Source organism: Acinetobacter lwoffii (genome assembly GCF_024129355.1).
Classification (GTDB): domain Bacteria; phylum Pseudomonadota; class Gammaproteobacteria; order Pseudomonadales; family Moraxellaceae; genus Acinetobacter; species Acinetobacter lwoffii_I.
The window spans coordinates 54,501-67,384 of the sequence record NZ_JAMXXP010000016.1 but is presented as its reverse complement, the minus strand read 5'-3'; the positions used below and the strand labels follow the sequence as shown (position 1 = coordinate 67,384).

The following is a 12,884-nucleotide window of genomic DNA, read 5'->3' as shown; positions in this document are numbered from 1 at the left end:
AGAAAGCCGAAGAACTGGAAGTGTCGATCTTCCCAGGCTTTGCAGCCTCGGAAATTCTGTATCATGCCGATGGCACAGTCAAAGGCATCCAGACCGGTGACATGGGCATTGGTAAAGATGGCGAACCGACGCATAACTTTACCCCGGGTTATGAACTGCATGCCAAATACACGTTATTTGCTGAAGGTTGCCGCGGTCACTTAGGTAAGCGTTTAATCCAGAAGTTCAACTTGGACAAGGACGCTGATCCGCAACACTACGGTATCGGCATTAAAGAGTTGTGGGAAATCGATCCTGCCAAGCACAAACCGGGTCTGGTCATGCATGGTGCCGGTTGGCCACTTTCTGAAACCGGTTCTTCAGGTGGCTGGTGGTTGTACCATGCCGATAACAACCAGGTGACCTTGGGCATGATCGTGGATCTGTCTTACACCAACCCGCATATGTATCCATTCATGGAAATGCAGCGCTGGAAAACCCATCCGCTGATCAAGCAGTATCTGGAAGGCGGTAAGCGTATTTCTTATGGTGCCCGTGCTGTGACCAAAGGTGGTTTTAACTCACTACCAAAATTCACCTTCCCGGGTGGCTCTTTAATTGGTGATGATGCAGGCTTCCTGAACTTTGCCAAGATCAAAGGCTCACATACGGCGATGAAATCCGGCATGCTCTGCGGTGAAGCGGTGTTTGAAGCGATTGCTGCCGGTGTAGAAAAAGGCGGTGATCTGGCGGTGGCACGTGTTGTAGAGGGTGAAGATTTCTTTGTGAAAGAACTCACCGCATATACCGACAAGTTTAACAACAGCTGGCTAAAAGAAGAACTCTATAACTCGCGTAACTTTGGTCCGGCAATGCACAAGTTCGGTCAATGGATCGGGGGTGCCTTTAACTTTATCGACCAGAACGTGTTTAAAGTGCCGTTCACCCTGCACGATCTGGTTCAAGACCATGCGGCGCTTAAAACCCAGGCAGCTGAAAGTTTCAAGCCGACCTATCCAAAACCGGATGGCAAGCTGACTTTTGACCGTTTGTCTTCGGTGTTTGTATCGAACACGGTCCATGAAGAAAACCAGCCAGCACATTTGAAACTGACCGATGCTTCAATTCCGGTGGAAGTAAATCTACCGAAATGGGATGAGCCTGCACAGCGTTACTGCCCGGCGGGTGTCTATGAAATCATGGAAAATAATGACGGTTCAAAACGCTTCCAGATCAATGCAGCCAACTGTGTGCACTGCAAGACCTGTGACATCAAGGATCCGTCCCAGAACATCACATGGGTAACACCGGAAGGTGGTGGTGGTCCAAATTACCCGAATATGTAAGGTAATCATCAGATAAAAAATAAACCCGCTTTTAAGTGGGTTTATTTATGGATAAATATTAATAATTTCAGTTCCTGTCCATTCATCTATTTAATTAAGCAGATTTTTGAAATTTTATTTTCTAAATAAGACAAATGTTTGAGCTCATCAGCCCTTGGTATTTTTAGCCACCTTTCTTCACTAAATAATGAAATTCTTTATTGCCATTTTCATCCAGACGTTCTTCCTGCAAGAGCAACTCATGCCCCAAATGCATACAGAATTTTGGAATATCCCACGACGTTGAATTATCCGTGGCAAACACCTCAACTACATCACCTGCCTTTGATTTACGGATCGCCTGATGCAACATCATCACTGGCTCAGGACAACGCAAACCTCGGGTATTCAATTGCAGACTTGGAATAATTTCAGTTGGGGACATCGATAGACTCAGGATGGAAAGACCGTCATATTTTAGCATAAAGCTGCGATTACATTGCTGCTTTGCATACGTGGCCAGTTTTAAAATCAGCGCTGACTCACGCGATCAAGACTGTGCATCATATTTACAATAGACAAGCGTATTTTCTGCGGTATGATAAAACCACGTTTTTTTAGATATTAAGAGTCTTCAGGAAAAATCATGCACGAGGAATCAGGCCCGTCGTGGGGTATGCGCGGCTTACGCAAATGGCTGGGAACTGCACCCGAAACTCGCGACGAACTGCTAAAATTAGTACAAGATTCACGTCGATTTTTAGAACCCGATACTGTTGCCATGCTTGAGGGCGTTCTTGACCTCCCGGCAACCAAAATTCGTGAAGTCATGACGCCTCGCACGTCCATGATCAGCTTGCAGGAAGATGACCAGCTGCTGGATATCCTGCATGTACTGGTCGAGTCTGCGCATTCACGTTTTCCGGTATTTTCATCCGATCAGACCGATAATGTAGTCGGTATTCTATTGGCCAAGGATTTATTGCCTTTTCTGACTGAACCGACGGCCAAGGTCGATATTCGCGCGCTCATGCGTCAACCTTTGTTTGTTCCGGAAAGTGCCCGCTCCGATCAGGTGCTGCGCATGTTAAAGAATACCCAGACGCATATTGCGGTGGTGATTGATGAATACGGTACGACTTCGGGTCTGGTGACACTGGAAGATATTTTGGAAGAAATTGTCGGTGAAATTGAAGATGAACATGACAATGCTGACGAAGAAGCATACTACATTGTTCCGGATAACGACCCGACTACCGCCAATACCTGGGTAGTCCAAGCCCTGACTCCGATTGAGTATTTCAATAATATGCTGGATGCGACTTTCCCTGATGATGAAGTGGAAACCATGGGCGGCTTGTTATTACAGGAAATTGGTCTGGTGAGTGACCTTGAAGGTCAAACCATTGAACTGGAAAACTGGCAATTTACCATTCTTGAGGCGGATTCACGCTCTATTCATCTAATTCGAGCCGTGCGCCAATGAGAGCGTATTTCGATAAGCTGTTGAGTTCGTCTCAACAGCAAAAACCTTTGCCGCTAATCTATCCTGTTTTAATTGCCTTATTTGCAGGTGCTATCTTTAGTTTGGCACTAGCCCCTTATCATTACTGGTGGCTGGCGATTCTGTCTCCAGCACTGCTCTATGCTTGCCTGCGCGGACGTAGCGCAAAACAGGCCTTTGGCATTGGCTGGGCTTATGGGATTGGCTTGTGGTTTGTCGGCGCATTCTGGCTGTATACCTCGATTCATGTCTATGGAGATACCAGCGCATTTCTCAGTGTTGTAATGATCCTGATTATGGCACTGGTGATGGGACTGTTTAGTGCCGTTCAAACGTTTGTCTATCGCCGCTTTTTCCCAGAAACCCCTTTAACCTTTGCCCCGCTCTGGGTGCTGTTTGAATGGTCCAAGACCTGGGTCTTTACCGGATTCCCATGGCTGTTTGCTGGTTATGCCTTTACCGAACGCTACCTGGATGCTTATGCGCCCTTATTCGGGGTGTTTGGGGTATCTTTCGTAGTGATCATTCTGGCCTGTGCGCTGGTTGAAATCCTGAATAGACGCCTATTCTGGGCTATTCCTTCGGCAGTTTTATTACTCGGTGCCTGGGGCGCAGCACAGCTGACCTTTGTAGAGCAAAAAAATCAAAAGCCTTTAACGGTTTCCCTGATTCAGGGCAATATTCCGCAAGACTTGAAATGGCTGACTGAATATCAGGTGAAGACCTTATTGATTTATGCCAATTTGAGTAAAACCGAATGGGGCCGTGATCTGATCGTCTGGCCGGAATCTTCGATTCCCATGTTCCAGACTGATATTGAAGCCTTTCTGGAAGCCATGAAAGTACAGGCTGAAAAATCGGGCACTGCCTGGGTGACCGGCATTCCATATTGGGATTTAGCAGAATCACAGGCTGCAGGCTATCCAAAATATTACAATAGCATTATGGCCAGCGGAAATGAATCTGATGGGCTATACAAGAAGCAACGACTGGTTCCCTTTGGTGAATATATCCCCTTATCAGGCTGGCTGAGCTGGGTCTTGCCAGGTCTGCAAAATGATCCTTCCATGAGTGGTTTTACCCGGGGCGCAGATCATCAAAAACCATTGAATGTGAAAAATCATCCATTGGGTTCTGCAATTTGTTATGAAGTGGCCTACCCGAATTTGACCCGTCGCAATGCCAGCCAAAGTGATTTTCTGGTGACCGTGTCTAATGATGCCTGGTTTACCGGCACGGCAGGACCATTACAGCATCTGCAAATGGTGCAAATGCGTGCTAAAGAAAATGGCCGCTGGTTTATTCGCGCCACCAATACCGGTGTAACCGCCTTTATTGACCACAATGGCCACATCGTGAAAAAAGCCCCGGTGGATCAGGAAGCGGTATTACGTGGTGAACTTCCAGCCATGCAGGGCGAAACGCTGTATATGAAACTCAGTGATTGGCCAGTGATGATCTTCTCAGTTCTGCTTTTGCTTATTGGATGGCGCTTCCGTCCACGTAAAGTGGATGTCAGCTTTAAGTCAAGAAGATAATTTCTTCAAGTCCCTCTTTTACAAAGAGGGATTTAGGGGATTCCTGAATATAGCACCTTATCAATCCCTCCTAAGCTCCCTTTATGAAAGCGAAGAACACTCAAGGCAATAAAAAACCGAGGTCACAGCCTCGGTTTTTTATCTCTTTAAAACTTAAAACTGTATAGCCAGATAACACAACATGCTGGCAAGAGACAGCATTGGTACATGACGATAGATCTGAACCAGTGTCTGATCAAATACTGAAACTTGTTCGGCTTGAATGCGAACTACACTCGCGTTTAATGCTGACCAGAAACACAAGGCCAATAAACTACTCATCAAGCTAATGGCAAAAAAAGCCACCATAATCTGGCTGCTACCTTCGGTGCTTTGCCATAAATGGACGATTCCCTGACTGATCGGCAGCATGCTTAAAACCAGAAGAACAGATTTCAGCATCGACCAATGAAACTGATTGATTTCATCTCCTAAGATTAATGCTTTCATGTGCTTCTCCGTTGGCGAGTCAAGTACCATTCAGATCATTATGAGCTTTTTTAAATAAATAGAAAGTGTATGTTTATTCATATTTTACGAGAATTGTAATAGATAAATATGGGAATAATTCTTATTATAACTCGCATATCGTTTTTATTATTTCATTATTATAAATATCATTAACTTACATTATATTTAATAATTAATAGTTATTATCACTTCACTTCGTATTGAAATAGCCTATTCAGTGAAGTGATATATTCTATCTATCGAAAATTTATAACGATTCTCAATTAAGGCTGATAATAAATATCGGCATCTGTTCCTTCACCACCCGATTGACCATCTGCACCAAATGAATACAGATCGAAGCTGCGGCCATCGGTGCCCGGAATCACATATTGCAGTTCATTATCCCAGCTGTCTTTTGGAAAACCGCCCTTGACATAACCGCCTGGCACCCAGTTTTTTGCAGTCGCTGGCTGATTCACCAGTGCATCCAGACCGCCTTCCTGCATACTTGGATACTTGCCATTGTCCAGCTTGTATTGATCCAGTGAACCTGCAATGCTCTGCAACTTGATCACGGTGGTATCTACTTTGGCTTTTTCACCGCGTCCCATCACATTCGGAACAATCAGCGCAGCAAGCACACCGAGAATAACAATCACCACCATGACTTCGATTAAGGTAAAGCCCGTCTGTTTATTTAATTGATTCCTTTTCATTCAATCTCTCTCATTTATTTGCATCATTCAGAATTTCCACTTGAATCTTGATCACAGCAAAATTCTAACTGGCTTCTGTTTAAATCATATTATTCATATTCACAATTGGCAGCATCACTGCAATCACAATCACCAAAACAATACTGGCCATCAATACCAGCATTAAAGGTTCCAGCAAGGCCAGTAAAGTTGAAATCAGGGTGGTCACTTCGCGATCCTGCATCTGTGAAGCACGTTCCAACATGCGGTCCAGTTCACCAGACGCTTCACCACTTTTGATCATTTGTACCATCATCGGCGGGAAATAACCACTGCGTTCCAGTTGGGTCGCCAGGTTGCCACCTTCAGTGACTTTTTCCGCTGCCAGATTGACAGCATCACGGATCACCCAGTTGTTACTGACTGCAGCACCAATGCGCAGTGCATCGACCAGCGGCACGCCAGACTGGGTCAAAATGGATAAGGTACTGGCAAAACGTGCGGCATTAATCCCGCGTGACAATTTGCCGAATAAAGGTAGTTTTAAGGTCAGACGGTCAAAGGCATAATGCCCGGCGGTGGTTCTTAAAAACCGGACCAACAGGAAAATCCCCAAAGCACCACCAATCAATAAAAATGGCCAAGAAATGCGGATAAAATCACTGGCTTTCATCAAGGCCACGGTAATCCACGGTAAGGCGTCTTTACTCTGATCAAAAGTCTTGACGATATCCGGCACCACATAGGTCATCAGCCCCATCACGATCGCAAAGGACATCAGCATCAGGATAATCGGATAGACCATTGCACCCTGAATTTTTTTCTGCATGGCAAACCGGTTTTCGGTATAGTCAGCCAACTGATCCAGAATCAGGTCCAGATGTCCGGAACGCTCACCGGCCGCAATCGTAGCAATATACAGTTCAGGAAAACGTCCGGATTGCTGCAAACCCTGCGCCAGACTATGCCCTTCTAGTACCTTGGAGCGAACCGACATCAGCAGGTTTTGTACATGCACTTTTTCGCTTTGCTTGCCGACGGCGCGGATGGCTTCTTCCAGCGGAATCGCGGCAGCGACCAGCACAGATAGCTGCCGGGTCATGAGGGCCAGATCGTAGGCGGTGATGCTTTTTTCAAACCATTTTCGACGATGCTGCTGGTCTTTTTTTTCGACAGGATCAACAGAGACCGGAATAAGTGCTTTATCCCGTAATTGTTGCCGGATCTGACGTGCAGAATCCCCCTCCAGCACGCCTTTTTGCTGCTTTCCTGAAGCATCAAGCGCAATAAACTGATATGCAGGCATTGTAATGCTCTAATTTTCCAAAATTTTGCTTAACGCTGTTGCGTCAGACCACCGAAATCATTCATATTCTTTGATATAAATTATCTGCTCACTCTAACATAATCGAACTTTAAGCACGACGAAATTTCTTCAGGATCTCCACCCCAAGATATGCAAAATTCTCACACCGATTCCAGTCTACTTTATCGCGTACGCGTTGCTGTACCTGTACATGTATTTGATTGTTTTGATTACACAATGAGTGCAGAACAATTTGAACAGGCGCAGATTGGCGCACGTGCACTGGTATCGTTTGGTCGGCAGAATCTGGTCGGGGTGATTATCGAAAAACTGCCTGCAGACACTCCTCTCGACCCACGCTTTAAGCTTAAGGCAGTAACCGAACTGCTCGATGAACGCGCCATTATAGATGCCAAAGTTTTATGTTTGTTGACATGGTCAGCGCAGTATTACCAGTTTCCGATCGGTGAAGTCGTCCACAGTGCCCTGCCGACTCTGTTGCGTCAGGGTAAGCCTTATAACCTGCTGGCCCGTACCTGGAAATTACTGGACCCTGATGCCGAGGCCAAAGTACGCCGTTCGGACAAGCAGCAGGAAGCTTACCGGATTTTAAAACTGCATCCGGTCGGGACCACTGAAAATGTGCTGAACATGGCCGGGATTGAAACCGCGACCTTAAAAGCGCTGGAGAAAAAAGAGATTTGCGCCTGTGTGCTGGAGCCACAAGATTTCAATCCGCAGCCGATGCAGCTGGCACAAATGCCGCTTACTGCCAATCCTGAACAAAAACATGCAGTCGAACAGGTATTAAAATATCGCAATCAATATCAAGCTTTTTTACTGGACGGTCTGACCGGCAGCGGTAAAACTGAAGTGTATTTGCAGATCATGGAACAGGTACTGAAACAGGGCAAACAGGTGCTGGTGCTGGTGCCGGAAATCGGCCTGACGCCGCAAACCATCAGCCGTTTTCAGTCCCGTTTTCATTGCCATATTGCGTTGCTGCATTCCGGGCTGAATGATTCCAAACGGCTACAAGCCTGGCAGTCGGCAGAAACCGGCAAAGCCTCAATCGTACTCGGTACACGTTCTGCCATTTATACCCCGATGCCGAATCTGGGCCTGATCATTCTGGATGAAGAACATGACCTGTCCTTTAAACAGCAGGAAGGCTTCCGCTATCATGCCCGCGATGTCGCCCTGTACCGCGGCCATTTACAGCAATGTCCGGTAATCTTAGGGTCAGCCACACCAAGCATTGACAGTTATGCGCTGGTGCAACATGGCAAGATGCAGGCACTGGAGCTGAACCAGCGTGCCGGCACGGCCTTGATGCCCAAAATCCATATTCTGGATTTAAAAGTTGCGCAAAAAAAGCATGGGATTAGCCTGCAATTGATTCAGGACATCAAAAAGCGCCTGGAGAAAAAAGAACAGGTGCTGATTTTTTTAAACCGCCGTGGCTATGCCCCCGTCCTGCTGTGTGGCAGCTGTGGCTGGCAGGCGAAATGTCCGCACTGTGATGCCAACTTCACTGTACACCGCCAGCCTTATCAGCATCTACATTGCCATCACTGCGGTACTATTCACCGTATGCCGGAACACTGCCCACAATGTCAGCATCAGGAACTGATTACACTGGGTATGGGCACCGGCAAAGTCGAAGAGCATCTGAATGAGCTCTTTCCGGATTTTGAGGTGATTCGGGTCGATCGCGATTCCACCAGTCGGGTCGGCAGCTGGCAAAAAATCTATGACAAGATTCAGAAAAGCGAACCTGCCATTTTGCTTGGCACCCAGATGCTGGCCAAAGGCCATCATTTTCCTTATGTGACGCTGGTGGCGATTCTGGATATCGATTCCGGTCTGCTCAGTGTGGATTTCCGTGCTACTGAACGGACTGCACAACTGATTGTGCAGGTGGCAGGCCGCGCAGGCCGTGGTGAACATAAGGGTGATGTTTACCTACAGACCCTCAGACCTGATCATGCCCTGCTGAATACCCTGGTCAATGAAAATTATCGCGTATTTGCCCAGCAAACCTTAAAAGAACGGCAGATGGCCAAAATGCCGCCCTATCGTTATGCCATCCTGATTCGCTGTGAATCCAAGGATCAGTCACAAAATACCGAATTCTTACAGAAACATGCAGCACTCCTCAGGCAATATCCTGATCTGGCGCTGGACATCTGGGGACCGATTCCTGCGCCAATGGAACGCAAGGCGGGGCGCTATCAGTCGCATATGGTGCTATTGTCAGCGGATCGTCCACGTTTGCATTACTATGCGCGCAGCTGGTGGCAAAACATGCTGCAGGATAAACCTTCCAGCATGAAGCTCACGCTGGACATCGACCCTCAGGAACTGAGCTAAAAGATATTGCGCCTGAGGATCGGTCTGGAATACAAGACTCCCAGTCTGGATCAAGAATAAATTTAGGGCAGGAAAATGTCGATACTGTTACAAATAACACTGGTTCTGGTCATTGCACTGTTGATAGTGCCACTGAGTAAAAGGCTCAGGTTGCCAAGTGTGTTGGGCTATCTGTTAACAGGGATCATTTTAAGTCCAAGCCTTTTGCATCTGATTCAGGCACCCGAAGTTTTAAACAGCTTCATACAAGTCAGCCTGATGGCATTGTTGTTCTGGATCGGTCTGCAACTCAAACCACAACGCATTGTGCAGATTAATTCACCCCTGTGGATGATGGCTGCTTTACAAGTATTGATCAGCGCCTTAATTTTTACGCTCATGGCCTGGGTTTTCTTTCAGCAAAGCCTACTCGCCAGCATTGTAATTGGACTCGCCGGCAGTTTGTCTGCCATGACTCTGGTGATTCAACATCTCAATCATCAGGAACAGTTCGCCACCAGTTATGGCCAGCAGGCCTATTCGATCCTGCTGGTTCATTCCCTGTTGGCCATTCTGGTGATTGCAGCTATTCCCCTATTTGCCGGGATTCGCTCGACCGAACATGGCGTGGCCTACTTTGCTGCCCTCATCGCGACGTTAAGCGGTCTGTTCCTGTGTAATCGTTACTTGATGCAGCCGTTGTATCGCTGGATTGCTAAAAGTGGCAGTCACGAACTGCATGCGATTGTAGCGATTGCGGTGACCTTGGCATTGTTGGTGTTAATGAATACCCTCGGACTGAATCTATTTCTCGGTGCTTTATTTGCTGGAATTTTACTGGCAGATTCAGATTTCAGGCCTGCGGTAGAAAGCACGATTCGGCCTTTTCAGGGCTTGTTGATGGGCCTGGCATTCATCAGTCTGGGCATTTCACTGCACTTACCTGATCTACGCAATTTCCCCTGGATGATTCTGGGCGGCACCCTCACTTTAATCTTGGGCAAGTTTGCAATCAGTCTGGCATTGGCGCGTTATCATCAAAATAGCTGGCGCAATAGTACCTTGCTAGCAGCCAGTCTGGCACAAGGTGGCGAATTTGCCTTACTCGCACTGGTGATTGCGGTATCCGACCAGATTATTACGGCCGATCTACTCTCTCCCTTGCTGTGGATGGTGAGTTTTTCCTTGCTGCTGACCCCCGCATTTTATTGGTTATTGCACAGTCAGATCTTACCGCGTCTGGATCGCCACAATCATCTGGCAGCGACTTTTGAAACTGATATTAATCCTCAAGCCCATACACCAATCCTGCTGATTGGCTTTGGTCGCTTCGGACAAATCATCGCCCGGATTCTACTGCAACAGCAACACGCCTTTAGTGTCATGGACAGCACTGTGCCAGCCACTGAGCTTCTGGCGCAGTACGACATCCCTTTCTATCAGGCAGATGCGACAGAACCGGCAGCCTTGATGCAGGCAGGGGTTGCCACGGCGCAACAGGTCATTGTCGCCATTGATGATATTGAAGACTCGATGCTGATCGTGCGGCATCTGCGGCTGAATTATCCTGAAACCTGTTTATGGGTCCGCGCCCGTGATCGACATCATGTACATTTATTGCAGGATTTGGGCGTGAAACATATCTGGCGTGAAACTTATCTTTCCGCCTTGGAACTCAGTCAAGCCTTATTAACCCAGCTCAATCCTGACCCGGAAGAAAGCCTGCAACAGATTCAAAACTTCCGTGAACAGGATGAAAAGTTGCTCAATAGTCAATATCATCTGGATCCGGATGAACATCCAAATTATGAAAATCAGCGCAGCAGTTTGGCTGAACTGGAGCATCTGTTTACCCAGGATCAACGCCATAAAGTGCAAAAACAGGCTACACCGCAGCAACAGGATACAAACGGCGCAGGAATTGATACGTTAAGAGATGAACTGTCCTAACTTGTGTTTTACAATAATGACACCATTAAAGCAGGGTTATGGAGAATTTTATGTCTGATTTACGCCAACGCTTTTTTATTGAAGATAGCCCTGTTCGTGGTGAAGTGGTGCATCTTGAAGAAGCTTTACAAACCATTTTAGCGCAACGTGACTATGCGCCTGCAGTTAAAATCCTGCTAGGTGAAATGCTTAGTGCCACTGCACTGCTGGCCAGCACATTGAAGATTAAAGGGCGTATCAGCCTGCAAATTCAGGCATCGGGCACATTTAAATGGGCTATGGCTGAATGTAACCATTTGGGTGAAGTTCGCGCTCTGGCTGACTATGAAGAAGATCCGCACTTTCTGGTCGGTGAAGACAGTAGTACAGTGTTGAAATCACTCACCTCTCCGGTTCTATTCATCAATATCGAACCAGAATTTGGTGAGCGTTATCAGGGGATTGTACCCCTTGATAAAGAAAATCTGGCGGGCTGTCTGATGCAGTATTATGACCTGTCTGCACAGATTCCGACGCGTATTGTACTGGCAAGTGACCATCAGCGTGCAGGTGGTTTACTGATTCAGTTATTACCACGTAATAGTGAAGAAGAACAACGCCGGGTAGATGAAGATCTATGGCCACGTCTGACCATGCTCACAGAGACTCTAAAAACTGAAGAGTTAGTCGGTTTGCAAGCCACTGATATTCTGTACCGTTTATATAACGAAGAAGAAGTGCGTCTGCCAGATACGGAAGTGTTGAAGTTTGGTTGTACCTGCTCTAAAGAGCGTTGTGCAGTCGCTTTACAGCAAATCGGAATAGAGTCGATCCGTGAAACGCTGGAATTCCAGAATCCGATCGAGATGGACTGTCAGTTCTGTAATAGCCAATATACTTTTACTGCTGAAGAAGCCTTGGGCCTATTTGGTAAACACCTGAGCTAAGCAGTTCGAATCCTTAAGTTTAAAAGCATTCCCAGGAATGCTTTTTTTATGTTTTAAAATCTAGGTGACTGAGCTCAACAAAGCGTATTCCCCTACAGTAGAAAACCTGTCTACCTCCTGAATCAAACTCTCCTGTAAATCCAATCTAAGAATCCCTTTTAAATTATAAGATTATTCACACTAACAAAACCTGAATATTCATCATTTTCAAAAAATTATGAGAAAGACCGCACAGTTCATACTCTTGATTTAATTATGCTTTTAAAATAAATTAGAGCAATAATTCTAAAATGAATACATCATCAATTTAACAGGTATGTTATGAGAAAATTATTGAATACTCTACTAATGGGGATAAGTTTGGCCGCAGTCTCTAGCCTGGCCTTTGCCTATGAAGATCCGTTATTGGGTAAATGGAAAACCATCGATGATCAATCGGGTTATTCTCGTGCGGATGTGGAAATTCGCAAGAAAGCAGATGGCAGTTATGAAGGAGTGATTGTCGAAACACGCAGCCTGCCTGGCGCAGAAAAAATGGGGATCTGTCATAAATGTCCAGGTCAGCTCAAGAACAAGCCTTTTCTAGGCCTGCCGTTTATCTGGGACTTTAAGGCAGATCCGAAAAAACCACGTGAATACCATGATGGCAAAGTACTTGATCCGATCAGTGGCAAAGTTTATAAGGGTAAAGCACGCTTAAGTGCTAATGGCAAACGTCTGACCTTACGTGGTTATGTGGGGGTATCAGTGATTGGCCGCAGTGTCACCTGGGTAAAATATTAATTTCAGAAAGATTTTCAAAGCCCCTGTATTTGGG

Annotated in this window: 11 protein-coding genes; 7 read left to right on the top strand and 4 right to left on the bottom strand. The window is 46.4% G+C overall.

Annotated features, from left to right (window positions below):
- On the top strand, nucleotides 1–1,325 hold a 1,325-nt coding region (locus NI468_RS09505), incomplete at its 5' end, for an electron transfer flavoprotein-ubiquinone oxidoreductase (RefSeq protein ID WP_253101523.1).
- A gap of 163 nt (nucleotides 1,326–1,488) precedes the next feature.
- On the opposite strand, the gene tusA is transcribed toward NI468_RS09505, so the two are convergent.
- Nucleotides 1,489–1,749: a sulfurtransferase TusA gene (gene tusA / locus NI468_RS09500; RefSeq protein WP_004729361.1), complete on the bottom strand. Its 261-nt coding sequence runs from the start codon at nucleotides 1,747–1,749 to the stop codon at nucleotides 1,489–1,491.
- A gap of 201 nt (nucleotides 1,750–1,950) precedes the next feature.
- On the opposite strand from tusA, the gene NI468_RS09495 reads away from it, so the two are divergent.
- Together NI468_RS09495 and lnt are read left to right on the top strand one after the other, a co-directional pair.
- Complete coding sequence (locus NI468_RS09495; protein WP_004278564.1) at nucleotides 1,951–2,790, top strand: HlyC/CorC family transporter; 840 nt, start codon at nucleotides 1,951–1,953, stop codon at nucleotides 2,788–2,790.
- Complete coding sequence (lnt, locus tag NI468_RS09490) at nucleotides 2,787–4,346, top strand: apolipoprotein N-acyltransferase (protein ID WP_253101519.1); 1,560 nt, start codon at nucleotides 2,787–2,789, stop codon at nucleotides 4,344–4,346. Before NI468_RS09495 ends, lnt begins: the two co-directional genes overlap by 4 nt.
- Nucleotides 4,347–4,499: 153 nt before the next feature.
- Here lnt and NI468_RS09485 read toward each other — a convergent pair whose 3' ends face one another.
- From NI468_RS09485 to gspF, 3 genes are all read right to left on the bottom strand, one after another.
- On the bottom strand, nucleotides 4,500–4,835 hold the full coding sequence (locus NI468_RS09485; protein WP_253101516.1) for a hypothetical protein: 336 nt from the start codon (nucleotides 4,833–4,835) through the stop codon (nucleotides 4,500–4,502).
- 284 nt (nucleotides 4,836–5,119) lie between these two features.
- Entirely contained in the window at nucleotides 5,120–5,554 is a 435-nt protein-coding gene (gene gspG / locus NI468_RS09480) for a type II secretion system major pseudopilin GspG (RefSeq protein WP_004278567.1), read from the bottom strand.
- A gap of 79 nt (nucleotides 5,555–5,633) precedes the next feature.
- Nucleotides 5,634–6,839 carry a type II secretion system inner membrane protein GspF gene (gspF, locus tag NI468_RS09475; protein WP_253101514.1) on the bottom strand — a complete coding sequence of 402 codons (1,206 nt, stop codon included), beginning with the start codon at nucleotides 6,837–6,839 and terminating at the stop codon, nucleotides 5,634–5,636.
- 150 nt (nucleotides 6,840–6,989) lie between these two features.
- On the opposite strand from gspF, the gene NI468_RS09470 reads away from it, so the two are divergent.
- The 4 genes from NI468_RS09470 to NI468_RS09455 all read left to right on the top strand — a co-directional run bounded on the left by NI468_RS09470 (nucleotide 6,990) and on the right by NI468_RS09455 (nucleotide 12,850).
- Nucleotides 6,990–9,212, top strand: coding sequence for a primosomal protein N' (locus NI468_RS09470; RefSeq protein WP_253101512.1), 2,223 nt, complete (start codon nucleotides 6,990–6,992; stop codon nucleotides 9,210–9,212).
- A gap of 75 nt (nucleotides 9,213–9,287) precedes the next feature.
- Nucleotides 9,288–11,141, top strand: a complete 1,854-nt coding sequence (locus NI468_RS09465) for a cation:proton antiporter domain-containing protein (protein ID WP_253101510.1) — start codon at nucleotides 9,288–9,290, stop codon at nucleotides 11,139–11,141.
- 50 nt (nucleotides 11,142–11,191) lie between these two features.
- Nucleotides 11,192–12,067, top strand: coding sequence for an Hsp33 family molecular chaperone HslO (gene hslO, locus NI468_RS09460; RefSeq protein WP_004278571.1), 876 nt, complete (start codon nucleotides 11,192–11,194; stop codon nucleotides 12,065–12,067).
- A gap of 321 nt (nucleotides 12,068–12,388) precedes the next feature.
- Nucleotides 12,389–12,850: a DUF2147 domain-containing protein gene (locus NI468_RS09455; RefSeq protein WP_005102907.1), complete on the top strand. Its 462-nt coding sequence runs from the start codon at nucleotides 12,389–12,391 to the stop codon at nucleotides 12,848–12,850.
- The last annotated feature ends 34 nt before the right edge of the window (nucleotides 12,851–12,884 follow it).

Bases quoted from the DNA above. Each gene is read 5' to 3' on its own strand.
- NI468_RS09455 (WP_005102907.1), top strand. From the start codon at position 12,389: ATGAGAAAATTATTGAATACTCTACTAATGGGGATAAGTTTGGCCGCA.
- NI468_RS09485 (WP_253101516.1), bottom strand. From the start codon at position 4,835: ATGAAAGCATTAATCTTAGGAGATGAAATCAATCAGTTTCATTGGTCG.
- NI468_RS09465 (WP_253101510.1), top strand. From the start codon at position 9,288: ATGTCGATACTGTTACAAATAACACTGGTTCTGGTCATTGCACTGTTG.
- tusA (WP_004729361.1), bottom strand. From the start codon at position 1,749: ATGTCCCCAACTGAAATTATTCCAAGTCTGCAATTGAATACCCGAGGT.
- NI468_RS09495 (WP_004278564.1), top strand. From the start codon at position 1,951: ATGCACGAGGAATCAGGCCCGTCGTGGGGTATGCGCGGCTTACGCAAA.
- NI468_RS09470 (WP_253101512.1), top strand. From the start codon at position 6,990: ATGCAAAATTCTCACACCGATTCCAGTCTACTTTATCGCGTACGCGTT.
- gspF (WP_253101514.1), bottom strand. From the start codon at position 6,839: ATGCCTGCATATCAGTTTATTGCGCTTGATGCTTCAGGAAAGCAGCAA.
- hslO (WP_004278571.1), top strand. From the start codon at position 11,192: ATGTCTGATTTACGCCAACGCTTTTTTATTGAAGATAGCCCTGTTCGT.
- gspG (WP_004278567.1), bottom strand. From the start codon at position 5,554: ATGAAAAGGAATCAATTAAATAAACAGACGGGCTTTACCTTAATCGAA.
- lnt (WP_253101519.1), top strand. From the start codon at position 2,787: ATGAGAGCGTATTTCGATAAGCTGTTGAGTTCGTCTCAACAGCAAAAA.